18 protein-coding genes and 1 tRNA gene are annotated in these 21,406 nt (G+C 76.2%); 5 read left to right on the plus strand and 14 right to left on the minus strand.

The annotated features are described in order from the left end of the window. The 4 genes from ACI78S_RS20900 to ACI78S_RS20915 all read right to left on the minus strand — a co-directional run. Positions 1-1,219 (minus strand): hypothetical protein (locus ACI78S_RS20900; RefSeq protein WP_456976896.1); only part of this gene is annotated, 1,219 nt, incomplete at its 3' end. 247 nt (positions 1,220-1,466) lie between these two features. After that, positions 1,467-2,621 carry an acyl-CoA dehydrogenase family protein gene (locus ACI78S_RS20905; protein ID WP_456976897.1) on the minus strand — a complete coding sequence of 385 codons (1,155 nt, stop codon included), beginning with the start codon at positions 2,619-2,621 and terminating at the stop codon, positions 1,467-1,469. Positions 2,622-2,626: 5 nt separating this feature from the next. Next, entirely contained in the window at positions 2,627-4,636 is a 2,010-nt protein-coding gene (locus ACI78S_RS20910) for an ATP-binding protein (RefSeq protein WP_456976898.1), read from the minus strand. A gap of 11 nt (positions 4,637-4,647) precedes the next feature. After that, a complete protein-coding gene (locus tag ACI78S_RS20915) occupies positions 4,648-6,261 on the minus strand; it encodes a carboxyl transferase domain-containing protein (protein WP_456976899.1) in 1,614 nt (537 codons plus the stop codon). A gap of 87 nt (positions 6,262-6,348) precedes the next feature. Between ACI78S_RS20915 and ACI78S_RS20920 the strand changes: the two genes are divergently transcribed. Then, positions 6,349-6,954 carry an SACE_7040 family transcriptional regulator gene (locus ACI78S_RS20920; RefSeq protein ID WP_456976900.1) on the plus strand — a complete coding sequence of 202 codons (606 nt, stop codon included), beginning with the start codon at positions 6,349-6,351 and terminating at the stop codon, positions 6,952-6,954. A 130-nt stretch (positions 6,955-7,084) separates the two neighbouring features. On the opposite strand, the gene ACI78S_RS20925 is transcribed toward ACI78S_RS20920, so the two are convergent. Both ACI78S_RS20925 and ACI78S_RS20930 read right to left on the minus strand, forming a co-directional pair. Next, positions 7,085-8,845: a hypothetical protein gene (locus tag ACI78S_RS20925; protein ID WP_456976901.1), complete on the minus strand. Its 1,761-nt coding sequence runs from the start codon at positions 8,843-8,845 to the stop codon at positions 7,085-7,087. Between the two features lie 142 nt (positions 8,846-8,987). Next, complete coding sequence (locus ACI78S_RS20930; protein WP_456976902.1) at positions 8,988-10,208, minus strand: hypothetical protein; 1,221 nt, start codon at positions 10,206-10,208, stop codon at positions 8,988-8,990. 152 nt (positions 10,209-10,360) lie between these two features. Between ACI78S_RS20930 and orn the strand changes: the two genes are divergently transcribed. Both orn and ACI78S_RS20940 read left to right on the plus strand, forming a co-directional pair. Continuing rightward, on the plus strand, positions 10,361-11,020 hold the full coding sequence (orn, locus tag ACI78S_RS20935) for an oligoribonuclease (RefSeq protein ID WP_456976903.1): 660 nt from the start codon (positions 10,361-10,363) through the stop codon (positions 11,018-11,020). Between the two features lie 60 nt (positions 11,021-11,080). Further along, positions 11,081-11,156: transfer RNA gene (locus ACI78S_RS20940), tRNA-His, on the plus strand. A 72-nt stretch (positions 11,157-11,228) separates the two neighbouring features. Here the strand turns inward: ACI78S_RS20940 and ACI78S_RS20945 are convergent. From ACI78S_RS20945 to ACI78S_RS20975, 7 genes are all read right to left on the minus strand, one after another. Beyond that, the gene (locus ACI78S_RS20945; protein WP_456976904.1) at positions 11,229-12,692 is read right to left on the minus strand and encodes an MFS transporter; all 1,464 of its coding nucleotides are present in this window, start codon (positions 12,690-12,692) and stop codon (positions 11,229-11,231) included. A gap of 264 nt (positions 12,693-12,956) precedes the next feature. Further along, positions 12,957-14,708 (minus strand): N-acetylglutaminylglutamine synthetase, encoded by a 1,752-nt coding sequence (ngg, locus tag ACI78S_RS20950; protein ID WP_456976905.1) that lies wholly within the window; start codon positions 14,706-14,708, stop codon positions 12,957-12,959. A gap of 184 nt (positions 14,709-14,892) precedes the next feature. Continuing rightward, positions 14,893-16,152, minus strand: a complete 1,260-nt coding sequence (locus ACI78S_RS20955) for an alpha/beta fold hydrolase (protein WP_456976906.1) — start codon at positions 16,150-16,152, stop codon at positions 14,893-14,895. 143 nt (positions 16,153-16,295) lie between these two features. Beyond that, positions 16,296-16,619: a YciI family protein gene (locus ACI78S_RS20960; protein ID WP_456976907.1), complete on the minus strand. Its 324-nt coding sequence runs from the start codon at positions 16,617-16,619 to the stop codon at positions 16,296-16,298. Further along, entirely contained in the window at positions 16,616-17,140 is a 525-nt protein-coding gene (locus ACI78S_RS20965) for an SRPBCC domain-containing protein (RefSeq protein ID WP_456976908.1), read from the minus strand. The genes ACI78S_RS20960 and ACI78S_RS20965 overlap by 4 nt, the downstream gene beginning before the upstream one ends. Then, positions 17,137-17,541 carry an ArsR/SmtB family transcription factor gene (locus ACI78S_RS20970; protein ID WP_456976909.1) on the minus strand — a complete coding sequence of 135 codons (405 nt, stop codon included), beginning with the start codon at positions 17,539-17,541 and terminating at the stop codon, positions 17,137-17,139. The genes ACI78S_RS20965 and ACI78S_RS20970 overlap by 4 nt, the downstream gene beginning before the upstream one ends. A gap of 5 nt (positions 17,542-17,546) precedes the next feature. Beyond that, positions 17,547-17,903 carry a VOC family protein gene (locus ACI78S_RS20975; protein WP_456976910.1) on the minus strand — a complete coding sequence of 119 codons (357 nt, stop codon included), beginning with the start codon at positions 17,901-17,903 and terminating at the stop codon, positions 17,547-17,549. Between the two features lie 158 nt (positions 17,904-18,061). Between ACI78S_RS20975 and ACI78S_RS20980 the strand changes: the two genes are divergently transcribed. After that, entirely contained in the window at positions 18,062-19,516 is a 1,455-nt protein-coding gene (locus tag ACI78S_RS20980; protein WP_456976911.1) for a glycoside hydrolase family 3 N-terminal domain-containing protein, read from the plus strand. Further along, positions 19,513-20,649 carry an N-acetylglucosamine-6-phosphate deacetylase gene (gene nagA, locus ACI78S_RS20985; RefSeq protein WP_456976912.1) on the plus strand — a complete coding sequence of 379 codons (1,137 nt, stop codon included), beginning with the start codon at positions 19,513-19,515 and terminating at the stop codon, positions 20,647-20,649. Before ACI78S_RS20980 ends, nagA begins: the two co-directional genes overlap by 4 nt. Here the strand turns inward: nagA and nagB are convergent. Next, positions 20,624-21,406, minus strand: coding sequence for a glucosamine-6-phosphate deaminase (nagB, locus tag ACI78S_RS20990; RefSeq protein ID WP_456976913.1), 783 nt, complete (start codon positions 21,404-21,406; stop codon positions 20,624-20,626). The two genes, nagA and nagB, sit on opposite strands and share 26 nt — an antisense overlap.

Raw genomic sequence — 21,406 nt, forward strand, 5'->3', positions numbered from 1 at the left:
GGGCGGCCGGGGCGGGGGGGCGCGGGCGCCGCCCCCGGGCGGCCCCCCCCCCCCCCCCCGCCCGCCCCCGCGCCCCCCCCCCCCCCCCCGCGGTCGTGGGAACCGGGGTGGTCGTGGGGACCGTCGTGGTCGGCGCCGCCGTGGTCGGGGTCGGCTGCGCGGTCCCGGTCGGCTCCGTGGTCCCGGTCGGCTCGGTGGTCTCGGTGGTCCGGGTCGGCTCGGTGGTCTCCGTGGTCTTGGTCGGCTCGGTGGTCTGCGTGGTCTGCGTCGGCTCGGTGGTCTGCGTCGGCTCGGTGGTCTGCGTCGGCTCGGTGGTCTGCGTCGGCTCGGTGGTCTGCGTCGGCGTCGTCGTGGGGGACGGCGGCGTGGTGGTGGGGGTCGGCCGGGGAGCCGCCGGCAGCACGACGGTGGCCTTCAGGTCGGCCGCCCCGGTGGCGGCGGCCACGTCGACGGCGATCGGCGCGGTGGCGAAGCCCTCCGGGACCTGCACCGGGGTCAGGGTCCACCGACCCGGGCGCAGCGTGGGGAAGTCGCGCAGCAGCGCCGAGACGGTCAGCTTGCCCTTCGAGCTGGTGCGCAGGACGCCGGCGTCGAGCGTCGGCACCGAGATCCAGGGGAGCACGAGCGGGAAGCCGGGGCCGGTCACCCGGAACGCCGCGTCCGTCACCGGCTGCCCGTCCGCGTCCTCGACGGTGAGGACGAGCCCGTCGCGGTAGAGCGAGGCGTTCTCGATCCCGACCTGGTCGGCGATCGGGTACAGCTTGATGCCGAAGATGCCGCGCTTCCAGCAGTCGCAGAGCTCGACGGTGCCGATCGTCCCGGACCGCGGCTGCAGGCCCGGCGCGGTGTCGACCTGGCTGACCGTGTACGTCCCCTCGGGCAGCGACAGCCGCGAGGTCCCGGAGCCCCGGACGCCACCGGAGGTCCAGTCGACGGAGCAGTGGCCGGCCGCAGTGGTCTCGCACGTCGCGGTCGTGCCGCCGGACCTGAACCGGAACGTGCTGCCCGACAGGTCGAGCCCGAGCGGCGCGGGACCGCCGCGGTCGAGGTCCAGGTCGAGGTACCGGGCCGGCGTCGCCAGGCTCGGGGCGGGGGCGGCACCGGCGGGGGGCGCCACGACGACGCCGGCGACGAGCACGAGCACGGCCAGCACGACGGCGCGGAGGACCGCCGCGCGGGCGGCACGGGAGGACGGGGACGCGGGGCTCGGCGCCGGCATGGGAGCTCTCCTGGCGGTCTCGCGACGACCGTCGCCGCGAGCCGGACGGGAGCTTCTCGGGTCCGGCGCCGTCCGAGCGCCGACACGCCTGCCCGACCTGGGCGTTCACCGGGAAGGGTCCCGCCGCTCCCAGCCGTCACACGGGTCCCGCCGGGTCTGGTGGACAGTTGCCGAGCAGCGTGTCGACTCGATGGCGAACGCGCAGGTCAGCACGCATCCGTACCGGATCGGTGCGTGGCGGTGCGCGTCAGCCGACGCCGAGCGAGCGCGCGATGAGCATCCGCTGCACCTCGCTGGTGCCCTCCCCGATCTCGAGGATCTTGGCGTCCCGGTAGAACCGGCCGACCGGGAACTCGTTCATGAACCCGTACCCGCCGTGCACCTGGGTGGCCCAGCGCGCGTTCTCCATGGCCGCCTCGCTGCTGTGCAGCTTCGCCACCGCCGCCTCGCGCTTGAACGGCTCGCCGCGCAGCATCTTCTCCGCGGCCCGGTAGTACGCCAGCCGCGCGGTCTCGGCGCGGACCTCCATGTCGGCGATCATGAACTGGATCGCCTGGTTGCGGCCGATCGGCTGCCCGAAGGCCTCCCGCTCCCCCGCGTACCTCACCGACTCGTCGACGCACCCCTGCGCCAGACCGGTGGCCAGCGCGGCGATCGCGATCCGGCCCTCGTCGAGGATGGACAGGAACTGCGCGTAGCCGCGCCCCCGCTCCCCCACCAGGTTCTCCTCCGGCACGCGGCAGTCGCTGAACGAGAGCTCGCGGGTGTCGGAGGCGTTCCAGCCCACCTTCGAGTACCGCTGGCCGACGGTGAACCCGGGCGTGCCCGACGGCACCAGGATCGCCGAGATCTCCTTGCCGCCGTCGGGGCGCGTGCCGGTGACGGCGGTGACGGTGACCAGCTCGGTGAGCTCGGTGCCGGAGTTGGTGATGAACGCCTTGGACCCGTTGACCACCCACTGCCCGTCCTCGAGCCGGGCGGTGGTGCGGGTGGCGCCGGCGTCGGAGCCGCCGCCGGGCTCGGTCAGGCCGAAGGCGCCGAGCGCCTCGCCGGCGCACAGCCGGGGCAGCCAGCGCTGCTTCTGCTCCTCGGTGCCGAAGCGGTAGATCGGCATCGCGCCCAGCGAGACGCCGGCCTCCAGCGTGATCGCGACCGAGCTGTCGACGCGGGCCAGCTCCTCCAGCGCGACGCACAGGTGGAAGTAGTCGCCGCCGGAGCCGCCGTACTCCTCGGGGAACGGCAGGCCGAACAGGCCCAGCTCGCCCATCTGCCGCACGATCGCGGTCGGGAACTCGTCGCGCTCGTAGAACTCGCCGATCTGCGGGGCGACGACCTCGAGCGCGAACTCGCGCACGGTCTTCCGCAGGGCCTCGGTCTCCTCGTCGAGCCGGTAGTCCAGCACGGGTGTCAGTCCTCTCCCCCGGCGGCCGGTGGGGTCACCACGGCCACCTGCTCGTCCAGCCGCACCGGTTGGCCGGCGGTCACGGGGAGCGCGGTGACCACCCCGTCGACCGGGGCGCTCAGCACGTGCTCCATCTTCATCGCCTCGACGACGAGCAGCGGGGTCCCGGCGGTCACCTCGTCGCCGACGGACACCTGCACCACGGTCACCGTGCCGGGCATGGGCGCGGTGACCACGCCACCACCGGCGGCCCCCTCGGCCGCCGAGCGCAGCCGCTCGTGCTCGCGCAGCGCCGTCACCCGCCCGTCGGCGGCCAGCCAGAGCGTGCCGCCGGCGTGCACCACGGCGAAGCGGTGCGTCACGCCGTCGAGGGTCACGGTCAGCCGGTCGCCCTCCCGGGTCGCGGACGCCGGCAGCGGGACGCCGTCGCCCACCTGGACCTGCGCGTCGGCCGCCCGGCCGCGCACCCGCACCGTCACCGGGTCGCCGCCGGCGGCCTGCAGCCGCCGGACCGTCCAGGCCGGCGTCCCCAGCCGCCAGCCGTCGGGCACGTCCCACGGGTCGACCACGCTGCCGGCGGGCTCGGCCTCGAGCAGCTCGAAGAGGGCCGCGGCCGCGAACACCGCCGCGGACGGCGGCGGGCTCACGGCGAGCGCCTGGCCGCGCCGGTCGATCAACCCGGTGTCGAGCCGGCCGGCGACGACGTCGGGGTCGGTGAGCAGCGCCCGCAGGAACGGGGTGTTGGTCGTGACGCCGAGGACGGCGGTGTGCCCGAGCGCGCCCACCAGCCGGGCGCGGGCGGTGTCGCGGTCGCGGCCCCAGGCCACCACCTTGGCCAGCATCGGGTCGTAGTCGGTGCCGACGACGCCGCCGACGGCCAGCGAGCTGTCCACCCGGATGCCCGGCCCCTCGGGCTCGGCCAGGCCGAGGACGGTGCCCGCCTGGGGCAGGAAGCCGCGGGCCGGGTCCTCGGCGTAGACCCGCGCCTCGATCGCGTGCCCGTCGAGGACGACGTCGCCCTGCTCGATCGGCAGCGGCTCCCCCGCCGCGACGCGCACCTGCAGCTCGACCAGGTCCAGGCCGGTCACCATCTCGGTGACCGGGTGCTCCACCTGCAGCCGGGTGTTCATCTCCAGGAAGAAGAAGTCCATGCCCTCCCCCCGCCCGCCACGGTCGGCGTCCACGATGAACTCGACCGTCCCCGCCCCGGTGTAGCCGACCGCGCGGGCCGCCTCCACCGCGGCGGTGCCCATGCGGGCGCGCATGGTCGGGTCGAGCAGCGGCGAGGGCGCCTCCTCGACCACCTTCTGGTGCCGCCGCTGCAGGCTGCACTCGCGCTCGCCGAGGTGGACCACGGTGCCGTGGGTGTCGCCGAGCACCTGCACCTCGATGTGCCGGGAGTTGCCGACGTAGCGCTCGACCAGCAGCGTGTCGTCGCCGAAGGAGCCCCGCGCCTCGCGCCGGGCGGCCGCGATCGCGTCGGGCAGCTCCTCTTCCGACCGCACGACCCGCATGCCCTTGCCGCCGCCGCCGGCGGACGGCTTGAGCAGCACCGGGAAGCCGGCCTCGACCGCGGCGGCGGCCACCTCGTCGTCCGACATGCCGGGCTCGGTGCGGCCGGGGACGACGGGGACGCCCGCGGCGCTCACCGTCCGCTTCGCGCGGATCTTGTCGCCCATCGCCTCGATGGCCGCGACCGGCGGGCCGATGAACACCACGCCGGCCTTCTCGCAGGCCCGGGCGAACTCCACGTTCTCCGACAGGAAGCCGTAGCCGGGGTGGACCGCCTGCGCCCCGCTGCGCGCGACGGCGTCGAGCACCCGGTCGATCGACAGGTAGCTCTGCGCGGCCGGCGCCGGCCCGATGGGGACGGCGACGTCGGCGACGCGGGTGTGCAGGGCTCCGGCGTCGGCCTCGCTGTACACGGCGACCGAGCGGATGCCCATCGCCCGCAGGGTGCGGATCACCCGGACGGCGATCTCGCCGCGGTTGGCCACGAGGACGGTGTCGAACATGCGGGCGGTCCTCACATCCGGAAGACGCCGTAGCCGAGCTCGCCCAGCGGCGCGTTGGCGCACGCGGAGAGGGCGAGCCCGAGCACGGTGCGGGTCTGCGCGGGGTCGATCACGCCGTCGTCCCACAGCCGGGCGGTGGCGTAGTAGGGGTGGCCCTGGCGCTCGTACTGCTCGCGGATCGGCGCCTTGAACGCCTCCTCCTCCGCGGCCGGCCACTCCTCGCCGCGGGCCTCGAACCCGTCGCGGCGCACCTGGGCGAGCACGCTGGCCGCCTGCTCGCCACCCATCACCGAGATGCGGGCGTTGGGCCAGGTGAACAGGAAGCGGGGCGAGTACGCGCGGCCGCACATCGAGTAGTTGCCGGCGCCGAAGGAGCCGCCGATGACCACGGTCAGCTTGGGCACCCGCGCGCAGGCGACGGCGGTGACCATCTTGGCCCCGTGCTTAGCGATGCCGCCGGCCTCGTAGTCGCGGCCGACCATGAAGCCGGAGATGTTCTGCAGGAACAGCAGCGGGACGGCCCGCCGGTCGCACAGCTCGATGAAGTGCGCGCCCTTGAGCGCCGACTCGCCGAACAGCACGCCGTTGTTGGCCACGATGCCCACCGGGTGGCCGTGCAGCCGGGCGAAGCCGGTGACCAGCGTGGGCCCGTACAGCGGCTTGAACTCGGCGAACCGGCTGCCGTCGACCAGCCGGGCGATCACCTCGCGGACGTCGTAGGGGGTGCGCGGGTCGGGCGGCACCACCTCGTAGAGCGACTCCGGGGCGTGCAGGGGCTCCTCGACCGGCTCGACGTCCCAGGGGCGGGGGGCGCGCGGGCCGAGCGTGCCGACGATCTGGCGGACCAGTGCCAGCGCGTGCCCGTCGTCGTCGGCCAGGTGGTCGGTCACCCCGCTGACCCGGCTGTGCAGGTCGCCGCCGCCGAGCTCCTCGGCCGTGACCACCTCGCCGGTCGCCGCCTTCACCAGCGGCGGGCCGCCGAGGAAGATCGTGCCCTGCTCGCGGACGATGACCGCCTCGTCGCTCATCGCCGGCACGTACGCCCCGCCCGCGGTGCACGAGCCCAGGACGGCGGCGATCTGCGGGATGCCGGCCTTCGACATCGTCGCCTGGTTGTAGAAGATCCGGCCGAAGTGCTCGCGGTCGGGGAAGACCTCGTCCTGCATGGGCAGGAACGCCCCGCCGGAGTCGACCAGGTAGACGCAGGGCAGCCGGTTGTGCAGCGCCACCTCCTGCGCCCGCAGGTGCTTCTTCACCGTCATCGGGTAGTAGGTGCCGCCCTTGACGGTGGCGTCGTTGGCCACGACGACGCACTCGCGGCCCGAGACCCGGCCGATGCCGGTGATGATCCCGGCCGCGGGCGCGTCGCCGCCGTAGAGGCCGTGCGCGGCCAACGGCGAGAGCTCGAGGAAGCGGCTGCCCGGGTCGAGCAGCGCGTCGACCCGCTCGCGGGGCAGCAGCTTGCCGCGCTCGACGTGCCGCTGCCGCGCCCGCTCGCCGCCGCCCTGCGCGACGAGGTGCAGCTCGCCGGCCAGGTCGGCGACCAGCGCGCGGTGCGCCGCGGCGTTGCGCGCGGCCGCCTCGGCGTCGGCCGGAACGGCTCGGGGAAGCACCGGTGCATCCACGCCGCCGAGGTTAACCGTCGTTCACAGCGGGGTCCAGCGCTGGGCCGGCGCGTGTGAACGGGCGTTCACCGTGGTTACCATTCCGCCATGCCGGAGAGGGTCGTCGACGGCGCGCTGCACGCCGACGCGGAGAACCCGTCGCGCCGCGAGCAGATCCTGCGCGCCGCGGCCCGGCTGTTCGCCGAGCGCGGGTCGCGGTCGGTGGGCGTCGACGACATCGGCGCCGCCGTCGGCGTCACCGGGCCGGCGATCTACCGGCACTTCGCGGGCAAGGACGCGATGCTCGCCGAGATGCTGCTGCGCATCAGCGAGCGGCTGCTGACCGGCGGCGCCGAGGTGGTGGCCGCGGCGGGCGGCGACCCGGCCGCCCAGCTGCGCGCGCTGATCGACTTCCAGGTCGACTTCGCCCTCGACAACCCGGCGCTGATCACCGTGCAGGACCGCGACCTGGGCTCGCTGCCCGACGCCGACGCGGCCGCGGTGCGCCGGCTGCAGCGCCGCTACGTCGAGGTGTGGGTGACCGTGCTGGCGCGGGTGCACCCGGCGGCCGACGCCGCCACCTGCCGGGCACGGGCGCACGCGGTGTTCGGGCTGATCAACTCCACCCCGCACAGCGCGGGCCGGTTGGCCCGCCCGGCGATGGCCGAGCTGCTGGCCGGGATGGCCTGGGCGGCCGCGACCTCGGCGTCGTAGGCACAGGAGGCCATGCCTGCGGATGTGATGCCGCATCCCTGGGCGAAGGCTCAGGCGCCTGGAGGGTCAGGTGCCTGGAGGGTCAGGTGCCTGGAGGGTCAGGTGCCTGGAGGGTCAGGTGCCTGGAGGGTCAGGCGGTCGGCGGGTCGGGGAGCTCCAGGACCAGGCCGCTGCTGGCCGCCGCGTCGAGGGCGGCCGTCTCCCCGGCCGAGCCGGGCGCCGCCCACGAGGTCTCGACGATCGTGACGACGGAGCCGCTCACCGCGCTGGCGTACTCGGCGTCGCTGAGCTCGGCCGGGGCGCCGGTGTACGTCACGCCGTCGCGCAGCAGGTCGCTGACGTTGCCGGTGCCGGTGGTGTCGGCGAGCGCGCGCAGCCCGCGGGCCGACGCGCTGTCGGGCATGCGCACGTGGGAGACCGCGACGACGATCGGCCGGCCCTCCAGCTGGGCCGAGTACAGCCCGCGCGAGAGGCCCACGCAGTCGGTGGTGGCGAACGAGTCGCCGACGTCGCCGTAGCCGTGCCCGATGCAGGTGTCGGTCACCTGGACCGCCTCGAGCCGGTAGCCCACCCCGCCGACCTGCTGGACGGCGCCCGTTTCCGGCCCGGCCGGGGTGGTCGGCGCGGCGGGCGTCGAGGAGCCGGCGGCGGCGGTGCCGGCGCGCTCGCCGTCGCCGCCGAGGAGCAGCACGCCGCCCAGGGCGAGCAGGGCCACGACCAGCAGCACCGCCCCGACCAGCAGCGCGGTGCGCCGCCGGCCCCCGGCGGCCTCGGCCGCCGGGCGCGGCACCGGCGGCGGTGGTGCCTGCACGGGTGCCGTGTGGACGGCGGGCTGCGGCGGGACGGCCGGCGGCGGGACGGTGGCCCGGGGTGCGGCGGCGGCCGGCGGCCGGACCGGGGGCGGCGGCGGGGCGGGCGGGGCGGGCGCCGGCTCGACGGGCTCCGCGCCGGCGAACAGCCCGCCGATGCCACCGGTCTCGTCGACCGGCGGCTCCGGCGGCGCGCCGACGGCGATGGTGTCGCGGGCCGGCACGCCCGCGTAGGGATCGGACGCGGGGGCAGGAGCGGGCGGCGGGGCGGCCGGCGCCGCCGCGGCCCGGGCGGCGGCCGCCTGCGCCGCGGCCTGCGCGGCGACGGCGGCGGCCACCGGGGAGGGCGCGGCCTCGGCGGGGTGCACCGGCGGCGGCGCGGTGGAGCCGGCGGCCATCGCCGCGGGCGCGAGCAGCTCGGGGCGGCGCAGCACGTACGGCGAGTACGGGAAGCCCTCGCCGTTGAGCTCCTCGACGGTGGGGCCGCGGCCCTCGAGCCCGAGGGCCTCCAGGGCCGCGCGGACGTCGGCGGTGGTCCACAGCCGCGGGTTCTCCACGCCGGAGTACCGGCTGGCGCGGGCGATGCCGAGCAGCAGGGAGCGGGGCTCGAGGATCGCGACCTGGTCGCCCTCCCCCAGGTCCCCGTCCTCGGGGACCAGGCCGGAGAGCTCGCCCACCAGCACGGTCAGGCGGGCGATCCGCCCTGGCTCGAGGCCGGCGCGGCGCAGCCGCATCGCGGCCTCCATGCCGGCGCGCATGAGGCCGTCCAGCGGCGTCGACCCGCCGCCGCCGAGCTGGAGCACGTCACCGGGGCCCGCGCCCGGCCCGATCGTCCACGCGCCGTCGGGGCGGGCGGTGACCACGCCGCTCTGGCGGACGACCTCGGCGATGCGGACGACGGCCAGCCCCTCGGGCACCAGCAGGACGGCGTCGGAGAGCCGGCGGCCGAGCGCGCCGTCGCTGAACGGCAGGGAGGCCACGACGGCGGCCCGCACCGCGCCGCCGGTGTCCCAGCGGGCCAGTTCGGCGAAGAGCGCACGCTCCCCGGCCGTCTGCAACGGCGTCGGGGTGAGGGCCAGCACGTCGTCCTCCGGCGGTCGGTTCTCTGGGTCGTGGGCGGGCGCGCGTCGACGCCGTCCGCCGCGCCCGGGTCGCAGGGGTGCGTCCCCCGCCGGGCGTGCAGTCGGTCCCGACGTTACGTCATGTGACGGGGCGGTCCCTCTGCTACACGCCGGTCGAACCCCCGGCACCGACGGCGACCGGGGTGGCCTGCGTCTCGCGGTACGGCTCCACCGGCTGCTTCCACCGGGCGTACCAGCCGCTGCGGGCGACGAGGTCGACCGCCGTCCAGAGGACCCCGAACCCGACGGCGACCGGGAGCGCCGACCACCAGTTCCACGGCGGCAGCAGGTCCAGCGCCGACTGGGCGGCGCCGGCGCCGTACACCGCGGCGGCGACCAGCGGGCCGGCCAGCCAGCCCGGCAGGCGGTAGGTGACCGCCAGGTCGACGGCCACCGCGCCGACGAGCAGCACGAACGGCACGACCGACGGCGGGAAGTCGCCGCCGACGAGGGCCAGCCACGCGACGCAGCGGTAGGCGAGGTAGCCGCCGGCCACGATCGTCGCCGTCCAGCGCAGGCCGACCACCTTGCGGGCGACCACCAGCGCGAGCAGGCCGGCCAGCACGAGCCACGTCGGGTGCACCCACGACGGCACCGGGAGCATGAACTCGGACGGGCTGTCGCCCTGCGAGGCGGCGAAGTCGAGGAGGGAGGGCTCGGCGGTGGTGTTGCCGGCGGACCAGTCGCGCAGCGACAGGACGCCGTACTCCTGGTGCTGGTTGGGGAAGAGCACGTTCTCGACGAAGAACAGCCACAGGCCCAGCGAGATCAGGTTCCGCGCGCGCCCCGGCTCGGCGTAGAGCCACCAGCCCCGGATCGCCCCGGCGAGCATCACGGCGGTGCCGAGGTACAGGACGGCGTGCGTCGGGCTCCAGCTGGTGATGTCCAGGCCGTAGAGCCGGTGGTTGACGATGTCGAGCGGGATCGCGACGAGGAACAGCGCGATGCCCCACTGCATGAGCCGCAGGGCCCGCCGGTCGACGGCGTAGCCGCTGTAGCTGTGGGCGACGACGAGGGCGATCACCACCGCGGTGCCCACCGAGTTGAGCAGGTGCGGCGGGGCGAGGTCGTCGCGCAGCCACTTGAAGTGCCAGGAGACGTCCCAGGTGGAGCCCAGCATCTTGAGCAGGAAGGCGAACAGCCAGCCGGTGTACATCCACCGCAGCTCGGTCTGGCTCACCGGCCGGCCGGGGCGCCCGGGGGTCATGTAGGCCAGCCACAGCCACTTGACGGTGGCGAAGGGGTGGGCCAGCGCCCTGCCCAGGGACCCCGGGGCCGGCGGGACCGCGCGCGCGGTCGCGGCAGGGGTGGATGGTGCGGACACGCGGAACTCCCCGTGAGCTGGTGAAGTGGTTGTACCGACCCTAGCGGCGGCGGGCCCGGATTCCGACACTCTCGAGTGGCGCAGTTGCTGGTGGTGCGCTAGGGGCGGCCGGGCCGGACGGGCGGTACCGAGGGTGCGTAGTCTCGCTCCCCGTGGCTGACAGCTCGGGACACCTGGTCTGGATCGACTGCGAGATGACCGGGCTGGACCTCGGCAAGGACAAGCTCATCGAGGTCGCCGTCCTGGTCACCGACTCCGAGCTCAACCCGCTCGACCCCGGCCTGGACCTGGTCATCAACGCCCCCGACGACGTCCTCGACGGGATGACCGACGTGGTCGCGGAGATGCACGCCAGGTCGGGGCTCACCGACGCCGTCCGCGCGTCGACCCTCTCCCTCGCCGAGGCCGAGCAGCAGCTGCTGGCCTACATCAAGCGGTTCGTGCCAGAGCGGCGCAGCGCGCCGCTGTGCGGCAACTCGATCGGCACCGACCGCGGGTTCCTCGCCCGCGACATGCCCGAGCTCGACGACCACCTGCACTACCGGATGGTCGACGTCTCCTCGCTCAAGGAGCTCGCCCGCCGCTGGTTCCCCCGGGTGTACTTCGCCCAGCCCCCCAAGGGGCTGGCGCACCGGGCGCTGGCCGACATCATCGAGTCGGTCCGCGAGCTGGCGTACTACCGGAAGACGCTGTTCGTGCCGCTGCCCGGCCCCACGAGCGACCAGGCGCAGGACGCCGCGGCGGAGGTGGTCGGCTCCTTCGCCGGCCTGCTGGGCGCGGGCGAGGCCCGGGAGGCCGCGTCGGAGGGCTGAGCGCCTCCGGTATCGTTGCTGCCGATCCCCGTCAGGCCCTCCCGGCCGCACGAGGACGTGGTGGGTGTAGCTCAGTTGGTAGAGCACCAGGTTGTGGTCCTGGGTGTCGCGGGTTCAAGTCCCGTCACTCACCCCACCCGCGAAGGCCCCGGTCAGCCGCGCTGACCGGGGCCTTCCCGTTCCCCGCCTCGCTGCGGAGGCGGCTCGGCTACAGTAGTGCAGCCGCGGCGACCGGGGCCGGCGCCGCAGTCGGCCCGGGATCACCGACGGCGTCCGGTGCGCCCGCGGGCGTTCCCTCGTCCCTGGCCGCGGCATGGGCCGCGCCCAGCCGCCGGTAGGCGGAGCTGGCGAACGCCGCGAGGACCGCGAGGACCCCGATCAGCCCGGTGACCACGAAGACGAGGGCGATACCGCGGGTGGGGCCGGTACCGAACCACCCGCCGATCGCCCGCGCTCCCGCGCCGTCGGTCATGAAGGGGATGACGACGAACTCCGTGAGCGGGGCCATGAGGAAGGCGGTCAGCGGCGACGCCGCCTGCTCGACGCTCTGGGCGAAGCCGAACACCCGGCCCTGCCGCTCGTAGGGCACCACCCGCTGCAGCACGGTCTGCTCGGCGGCCTCGGCGAAGGGCATGACCGTCATGAACACCGCCATCGCCACGGTCAGCGTCAGGACCGAGGACACCAGCGGGAACAGCATCGTCGCGGTCCACATCGCCACGTTGACCAGCAGCAGCACGCGGATCGGGCGACTGCCCAGGCCGATCCGCGCCACCAGCAGCCCGCCGACGACCAGCAGCGCGGACAGCGCGCCCCACAGCAGCCCCCACGCCTGCACCGACATCAGGGACAGTCCGTACGGGTCCATCAGCGCCATGAAGGCGCCGCCGAGGAAGTTGTTGAAGCAGCTGAACAGGATCAACGGCAGCAGACCGGGCACCCCGCGGACGAGGCGGAGCGTCCCGCGCAGGTCGACACCGGAACCGACGGGCGGACCGGACGGCCCGTCGTGGTCCCGGGGCTCGTCGGACCGGCCGAGCGCCCGCTCCTCGGAGACCCGCACCCGCGCGAGGTGGAAGACCGACAGCACCAGGACGGTCAGGGCGAGCACCAGGACGGCGGTCATCCCGCCGAACGCGACCAGCAGCCCGCTGATCACCGAGGTGACCAGCATGGACAGCCCGCTCGCCGATCCGACGAGCCCGTTGGCCCGGTCCCGGCGGTCCTCGGGGACCAGCAGGGTGACCAGGGTGGGCAGCGCGATGGTGCGCGGGTTGCCGGCGATCACGCCCAGCATGAGCAGGACGACGAAGCACCACAGCGGCACGCTGGCCGCCGTCCGGAAGGAGCCCTCCGGCGTCAGCAGGTACACGGCGAGCGCGAGCGCGTAGAACCCGGCCGAGGCCGCGGCCGAGGCCTGCAGGACGGCGTGCTTGCGGTGGTGGTCGACCAGGCTGCCGAACCAGATGCCGGTCCCGGCGGTCGCGACCAGGAAGATGCCGGCGATCATGCCGGTGGCGAACACCGAACCCGTCTCGAGGAACACCCAGAAGGTGACCGCGAACCACACGGTGTAGTTGACGACGGAGACCAGCAGGTTGCTCACCAGCAGGTGCGCGAAGGCCCGTTCGGGGGCGGCGCGCAGGTCGAGCACGGGGGGCCGGTCGGCCACGGTGTCCTCCTCGGTCGGGCACCGGGATCGCGGGCGGGTGTCCCGCGCCGGGTGCGTTCACAAGGGGAGACCGTGCCGCGGGGACGGGCTCATCGGTGCCGGCCGAGGATGCAGGGGTCAGGACGACGGGGCGACGTCCGGGCGGGGCTGAGGCCGAGGTCACGGGTGCACCTCGGCCGTGCACGTCCGGGAGGGGACGGCGGGGTCGCCGGCCCGCGCGGGTGATCGGCCGGGACGACGGCGCGCGCCCGGGCGCGCCGAACCTCAGCGCCGGCGGGTCTCCGGGAACAGCAGGTCGACGAAGCGGGCGGCGGTCGGCCGGGGCTCGTGGTTGGCCAGGCCGGGCCGCTCGTTGGCCTCGACGAACACGTGCGCGGGCCCGCCGACGTCGGGCACCAGGAAGTCCAGGCCGGTCACCGGGATGCCGATCGCGCCGGCGGCCCGGACGGCGGTCGCGGCGATCTCGGGGTGCAGCCGGTCGGTGACGTCCTCGATGGTGCCGCCGGTGTGCAGGTTGGCCGTGCGCCGCACGCGGATCCGCTCCCCGGCCGGGGGGACGTCGTCCATCCCCCAGCCCGCCTCGGCGACGACGGCCCTGGTCGTGCCGTCGAGCGGGATCCGCGACTCCCCGCCGGTGGCCCGCTCCCGGCGCAGGCTGGTCCGGCGGATCAGGGTCGTGACGTCGGAGACGCCGTCACCGACGACCGTGGCCGGACGGCGCACGGCGGCGGCGACCACCTCCGAGTCGATGACGACCACCCGCAGGTCCTCCCCCGGCACCAGCTCCTCGACCAGCACGTCGGGGCAGTGCTGCCGCGCGAAGGCGACGGCCGAGCGCAGCGCCGCCTCGTCCCGGACGCCGACGGTGATGCCCTTGCCCTGCTCCCCGCGGGCCGGCTTCACCACCAGCTCCCCGCACCGCTCGAGCAGCGCGAGCGCCGGGCCGAGGTCCTCCTCCGGCACCTCGACGCCGGCCGGGACGGGAACCCCCGCCCCCTCCACGATGCGGCGGGTCACCCGCTTGTCGTCGCAGCGGCTCATGGCCACGGCCGTGGTCAGCTCGGAGAGCGACTCGCGGGTGAGCACGCTGCGCGCCCCGAGCGAGAACCGCATCTCGCCGGAGGCGGCGTCGGTCACCTCGACCCGGATGCCGCGGCGCAGCGCCTCGTCGGCGAGGATCCGCGCGTAGGGGTTGAGCCGGTCGAGCCCGGGTGGGCCGGGGACGAACAGCGGCGCGTTGAGCGAGTTGCGGCGCTTGACCACCAGCGCGGGGACCTGGCGGAAGCCGAGCTTGCGGTACAGCGCGATCGCCGGCGCGTTGTCGTGCAGCACCGAGAGGTCGAGGTAGTTGCGGCCCCGGGCGAGGTAGCGCTCGGCGAGCACGCGCACCAGCGCCTCGCCCGTGCCCGGCGGGGCCTCCGCCGGGTCGACGGCCAGGCACCACAGGCTGCTGCCGCCCTCGGGGTCACCGAACGCGCGGACGTGGTCGACGCCGGTCACCGTGCCGACGACCTGCCCGGTGCGCCGGTCCTCCGCGACCAGGTACCGGACGGTGCGGGTCGAGTGGTTGTGCCACACGGTGGCCGGGTCCCCGTTGACCATGCCGGTGAGCGTGACGATGCGCTCCATCTCGGCGACGTCGTCCGGGCAGGTCACCGTGCGCACGAAGACGTTCTCGACCAGCTCCCGGCGCGGGCGGTACCGGTGCAGGTCCAGCCGGAAGGTCAGCGAGGGGTCGAGGAACAGCTCGCCGGGGGCCAGCCCCAGCAGCACCTGGGGGTCGCGCGGGTAGATGCAGATGTCGCGGCGGCCCTCGGCCTCGGCGCGCAGGGCCTCGACCAGCCGCTGCGGATCGGCGTAGGTCTGCCCGAACACCAGCCGGCCCCAGCCGAGGTCCAGCGCGGCGTCGGTCTGCATGCCGCGCAGCTGGTGCTCCGACGGCGGCTGCCACGGCGTGCCGGTGATCGTCGGGACGGCGGTCAGCGGCCGCCGGCGGGGCTCAGGCCGCGCGACCACGGGACACCTCCCCGTCGATCCGGCCGCGGCGTGCGGAGGAGCGGGGTCGGGGCGTGCTGGTGCGCATGCGGAACTGCCACCCGGAGTCGAGCCGGCGAGTCGGGCGGCGTGCTGCACCCCTGCCGTGCCGGGTCGGCATGCCCACCCGCCCGCGGACGAAACCTTTCCGGAACAACCCGGGCGGTCAGCGGGCGACCGGTACCAGCCGCGCCGGCCCCGCGGGCGCCTGGGAGGCCCCGGCGCGGAGCAGCTCGAAGAGCCCCTGGGCGGCCACGGCCCACCGCCCCGCCGGCGGTTCGCCGCGCAGCCACGTGGCGGCGGCCGTGAGCAGCTGCAGACCGCCGGAGGCCTCGAGGTTGAGGTGCACCGGCAGCGGCAGCCTGCGCAGCAGCCCGGCGGGGTGGTCGGTGAGCAGGGTGTCGGCCAGCCCGGCCGCGCCGAAGCCGGTCAGCACGGCACGGGTCCGCGGTCCCCAGGGCCGGGTCCGCGGCACGGTGAGCAGCGCCGCGGTGCCCAGCAGGTCCAGCACGGCGTGCGCGCGTGCCGGCAGCGGGCGGCGCGGGGCCAGGGGGTCGCCGGGCTCGGACCGCGGGACGACGACGCCGGAGCCGTCCGCGCTGCCCACGGTGTCCAGCTCGCCCGCGAGGAACGCCGCGACCAGCCGCGCGGTCACGTCCGGCGCGGAGTAGTGGGCGTTGTGCGCGGCCCCCTCCACCACGACCAGCCGGCCGTGGGGCAGCAACCGGGTGAACTGCTCGGCCCACTCCTGGGTCAGCGTCCGGTCGTGCCGGCCGCGCACCACCAGCGCCGGCGCGACGACGCGGGGCAGCCGCTGCTCGACCGGGTCGTCGGCGCTGCGCACCAGCTGCTGCACCATCCGGGCCACCCCCGTCGACAGGTACTCCACCTGGAACAGCGCCTGGAGCGTGGGCACCTCGAAGGCCATGTTGCGGAGCACCTGCGGGTACTGCTTCCACGGCCGCCGGTAGCGGGGGTCCGGGGTGGGCCCGGACAGGACCAGGCGCTCGACCCGGTCCGGGGAGCGGGCGGCGAGCTCGACGGCCACCTGGGACCCGATGGAGTTGCCGAAGAAGGCGGCGCGGGCGATGCCGGCGGCGTCCAGCCAGGCCAGCAGGTGGTCGGTCTGCGTCCGCACGTCCGGTCCCCCGGGCCAGGGCAGCCGCGGGTCGCGCGGCGAGCGGCCGAAGCCCGGCAGGTCGGGAGCCAGCACGTCGTGGCCGAGCGCGGCCAGGCGGCGTCCCAGCGGCACGAGGTAGCGGCTGGAGAGGCCCAGGCCGTGGAGCAGGACGACCGGCGTCCGGTCGCCGGTCGCGTCGGCGCTGCGCCAGGTCCGGGCGTGGACGTCGGCGCCGAGGGCGGGCACGTCGGTCCGGACGCGCCGCGGGGCGGGGCCGGCCGGGCGGAGGGAGGGGAGAACGGGCACAGGGGCTCCGGGGGCGGGGAGGACGTCCCCGGTGGCTCGAGGGCCCGGTGCCCCTACCCAGCGATCGAGCGGGCACCACATCCACGCGTCGCCGGACGGCGCCCGGGCGGTCCGCGTCCGGTGCCCGGGGTGGTCCGCCCGGGTCAGGACGCCGGCGTGGGACCCGGCCGGGGGCGGACGAACGCCGAGATCATCGGGTGGACCTCGGCGGTGCAGGTGCCGGACGTGACCGCGGGGTCGCCGTCCCGCACCCGGTGCACCGCCTCGACGTCCTCGGCCTCGACCACGGCCATGCCCCACGCGCCGGTCGGCTCGGCGACGGGGCCGTAGACGACGACGTCCCCGCCCGCCAGCCGGCCGGCCCAGTAGCGGCCGTGCTCGGCCATCACCGCGGCCTCCTCCGGGGTCATGGTGAACGCGAAGTCCGGCCGCGGCGGCAGGAGCTTGTAGAGGAAGTGCTGCGTCACCGTGCCCCCTCCAGCGAGTCGGCGAACCGGCCGAGGACGGTCGCCCAGCCCCGGGTGAAGGCGCCGCCGGTGTAGCCGCCCGGCAGCGCGCAGTCGGCCGACAGCTCGGGCTCGGCGAGCGCCTCCCAGCCGCGGTGCTCGACCGCCACGCGGGTCACGGCCGGCGCCAGGGCGGTGAAGGTGAGCTCGACCTCGGTGGCCGCGCCGGTGACCAGCCAGGTCATGACGAACCGGTGGGGCGGCTCCCAGTCGAGGACGGTCCCCCAGTCGACGGTCGTGCCGTCGTCCCAGGTCTCGTAGACCCGCCCGCCCGGCCGCGGTTCGAAGGTCACGTCGCGCACCCTGCTCCCGCCGCCGGAGAAGGGCTCGACCGGCCACCACGTGCCGATCGTGGCGACGAAGACGTCGAAGGTGTGCGCCTGGTCGCTGCGCACCACCGTCGCCTGCCGGACCGGCGGGCGGCGCAGCGGCAGCACCGTCGCGGGAGCCGGGTCGTCCGGGAGCTCGGCGGGTCGGGTCATCGGGAGCCCTCTCTGCTGGCCGGACCGGCGCCGGTCCGGGGTGGCCGATCATGTCGGACGCCGCCGCCGGCGGCACGGTCCTGCTCCACGAGCCGGCGGGCGGCGTCCAGGGAGGAGCCCCACATCTCCTCCAGGAACTCCCGCAGCTCCGCCAGCCCCTCGGGCCGGGCGCGGTAGAGCCGGCGGGTGCCGTCGCGGCGCTCGGTCAGCAGGCCGGCGGTCTTCAGCACGGTGAGGTGCTGGCTGACCGCCGTCCGGGTCACGTCGAAGGCGGCGGCGATCTCGCCGGCCGCCAGCTCGTCGTGCGCGACGAGCCGCAGGATGGCGCGGCGCCGCGGCTCGGCCAGCGCGCGCATCGCCTCGTCCAGCGGCTCGGCCGCCGCGGCGTCCCCCCGGGCCACGACCGTCAGCCCCAGAGACCCACGGCGTTGCCGTCGGGGTCGGCGAACATCGCGAAGGTCCCGTAGCCGCCGGGCAGCTCGGTCGGGGGCACCAGCCGGGTGCCGCCGAGCTGCTCGGCCCGCTGCAGGTACTCCTCGAGGTCGTCCACGCGGACGTAGATGCGCACCCCCGGGCTGTCCTGCTCCTCCACCGGGCCGATGCCGCCGCCGATCGCGCCCTCCCCCGCGGCGGTGTCGACCAGGCCGTAGCCGCCCAGCCCGGGGTCGGCGGCGACCTGCCAGCCGAACAGCTCGCCGTAGAAGCGCTGAGCCCGCTCGTGGTCGGGGCTGGTGACCTCGAAGAACGCGACCGGTGCACCCATGGCTGTCTCCTCTGCTCATTCCGTCGGTGGACGCTAACGTTAGCGTCTGCTGACGCTCAGCGCAAGACCCGGTGCCCGGGGCTCCCCCGTCCATTTCCCGGCCCATTCGTGCGAGGATCTCGGCACGGTGCCGGAAATGGAGACGGAGAGCGGGGCCCATGTCAGATCTCGACCGGCTGGTCAATTCCTGCCTCCTCCCCGGATTCGCCGGCACGACCCTTCCGGAATGGGTGCGGAAAGCGCTCGACGAGGGGCTCGCGGGTATCTGCGTGTACGGGCAGAACCTGCCCCCCGGCGTCGACGGGAGCGATCGGGTGGCCGCGCTGAGCGCGGCGGTGCGGGCCGGGTCGCCCGATGCGCTCGTCGCCCTCGACGAGGAGGGCGGCGACGTCACCCGGCTGGAGTACCGGGTCGGCAGCGGCTACCCCGGCAACCTCGCCCTCGGCGTGGCCGACGACGAGGCGCTCACCGAGGCCGTGGCGACGGCGGTCGGCGCCGACCTGCGCCGGGCCGGGGTGGACCTCGACCTCGCGCCGTCGGTCGACGTGAACAGCGACCCGCGCAACCCGGTCATCGGGGTGCGCTCCTTCGGCGCCGACCCGGCCCTCGTCGCCCGGCACGGCGCGGCCTTCGTGCGCGGGCTGCGCGCCGCCGGCGCGGCCGCCACCGCCAAGCACTTCCCCGGCCACGGCGCCACCACCGTCGACTCGCACCTCGGGCTGCCCGTCGTCGACGTCGACGAGGCGACCTTCCGCGCCCGCGAGCTGCCCCCGTTCCGGGCCGTGGTCGAGGCCGGCGTCGAGGCGGTCATGACCTCGCACGTCGTCTTCCCCGCCCTCGACGACCGCCCGGCCACGCTCAGCCACCGGCTGCTGGTCGACCTGCTGCGCGACGAGCTCGGCTTCGGCGGCGTCGTGGTCACCGACGCCCTCGACATGGCCGGCGTCCGGGCCGCGCACGGCATCCCCGAGGCGGCCGCCCTCTCGCTGGCCGCCGGCGCCGACCTCCTGCTGGTCGGGGCCGAGGACGGCGCGGAGCACTGCGCCGCGATCCGGCGGACGGTCGAGCGGCACCTGCGCGAGGGCCGGCTGACCGAGGACCGGCTGGTCGAGGCGGCCGGCCGGGTGGCCGCCCTGCGCGCCCGGCTCGCCGCCGCCGGGCCCGCGCCGCACCGGGACGGCGACGTCGGGCTCCGGGCCGCCCGGGCCGCGCTGCGCCGCCGCGGCGACGTGGCGCTGGCCGCCCCGGCCGTGGTGGCCGAGCTGCGGGCGGGGGCCAACATGGCCGTCGGCGACGCCGCGTGGGGCCTCGCCGGCCCGCTGGCCGACCTCGGTCTGCTCGCCGAGGCGGTCGCCGTGCGGGAGGGCGAGCCGCCGGTCGAGCAGGTGCTCGCCCGCGCCGAGGGCCGGCCGCTGGTGGTCGTCGTCCGTGACGCCTACCGCAGCCCCTGGCAGGAGAAGTGGCTGCGCCGCGCCGCCGAGGCGCGCCCCGACGCGGTCACCGTCGCCGTCGGCATGCCCGACGACCTGGCCCTCGTCCCCGGCCCGGCGCTGGCCACCCACGGCGCCGCCCGGGCGTGCACGCGGGCGGCCGCCGAGGCGCTGCGCCGGTGACCACCGTGCTGTCCGGCGCCCGCCGGCTCGACGCCGACGGGCGGGTCGACGACGCCTGGGTGCTCCTCGACGGCGACCTCGTCGCCGCCACCGGCACCGGCGCTCCCCCGCCGGCCGACGAGACCGTCGACCTGGCCGGGGCGTGGCTGGTGCCCGGTTTCGTCGACCTGCACGTGCACGGCGGCGGCGGGCACGCGTTCGACGACGGCGCCGACGCGGTGCGCGCCGCGCTCGCCGTGCACCGCGCGCACGGCACCACCCGCTCGCTGGTAAGCCTGGTCTCCTCCCCGGTCGAGGAGCTCGAGGCGTCGCTGGCCGCCGTCGCCGCGCTCGACGACCCGCTGGTGCTCGGCGCCCACCTCGAGGGACCGTTCCTGGCGCCGGCCCGCTGCGGCGCCCACGACCCCCGCCACCTGCGCGCCCCGGCGCCCGAGGCGGTCGACCGGCTGCTCGCCGCCGGGCGCGGGGTGCTGCGCTCGGTCACCCTCGCCCCGGAGCTGCCCGGCGGCCTCGACGCCGTCCGGCGGTTCGCCGACGCCGGCGTGACCGTCGCCGTCGGGCACACCGAGGCCGACCTCGCCCTCACCGCGCGGGCCGTCGACGCCGGCGCCCGGCTGCTCACCCACGCCCTCAACGCCATGCCGGGCCTCGGCTCCCGCGCGCCCGGCCCGGTCGGCGCGGCGCTGGCCGACGAGCGCGTCGTCCTCGAGCTGGTGCTCGACGGCCACCACGTGCACCCGGTCGTCGCCGGACTGCTGTTCGCCGGCGCGCCCGGGCGGATCGCGCTGGTCAGCGACGCGATGGCGGCGGCCGGCGGCCCCGACGGGGAGCACCGGCTGGGCGGGCTCGCGGTCACCGTGCGCGACGGCGTCGCCGTCCTGGCCGGGACGACGACGCTCGCCGGCTCGACGCTCACGCTCGACGCCGCGCTGCGGAACGCGATCGGCGCGGGGGTCGACCCGGTCGCCGCCGTCACCGCGCTCACCGCGACGCCGGCGCGCGTGCTGGGCCTCGAGGGCCGCCTCGGCCGGCTCGCCCCGGGCCACGCCGCCGACGCCGTCGTCCTCGACGGGGGGTGGCGGGTCCGGGCCGTCTGGGCTGCGGGCGTCAGGGTCGCTGCCAGTCCGGCTTGAGCGCGTAGGTGTGCCGGTAGTAGTCGGCCAGCCGCAGCCGGGAGCCGGCCGCCTCGTCGACGACGACGCCGGCCCGCGGGTGCAGCTGCAGCGCGGAGGCCGGGCACATCGCCGACAGCGGCCCCTCGACCGCCGCGGCGACCGCCGCCGCCTTGGCCTCGCCCTGCGCCACCAGGACGAGCTCGCGGGCCTCCAGGATCGTGCCCAGCCCCTGGGTCAGGCAGTGCGTGGGCACCTCCTCGGGCGAGCCGAAGAAGCGCGCGTTGTCGGCCCGGGTGCGCGGCGCGAGCGTCTTGATCCGGGTGCGCGAGGCGAACGACGACGTCGGCTCGTTGAAGCCGATGTGCCCGTTGGCGCCGATGCCGAGGACCTGCACGTCGACCCCGCCGGCCGCCGCGATCGCCTCCTCGTACCGCGCCGCGGCCTGCTCCAGGTCGGCGGCGCGGCCGTCCGGCACGTGCACCCGCGCCGGGTCCAGCCCCAGCGGCTCCACCACCGTGCGGCGCAGGACGGCCGCGTAGCTCTCCGGGTGGTCGGCCGGGATGCCGACGTACTCGTCGAGCGCGAAGCAGGTGACCCCGGAGAGGTCGAGCTCCCCGGCGGCCACCAGCCGCGCCAGCTCGGCGTAGATGCCGGCGGGCGAGGAGCCGGTGGCCAGGCCCAGCACCGCACCCGGGCGCCGGCGCACCACGGCCGCGACCTTGGCCGCCGCCAGCCGCCCGACCGCGTCGGCGTCGGGGAGCAGCACCACCTCCAC

The sequence above is a fragment of the Geodermatophilus sp. SYSU D00815 genome, from assembly GCF_054050035.1.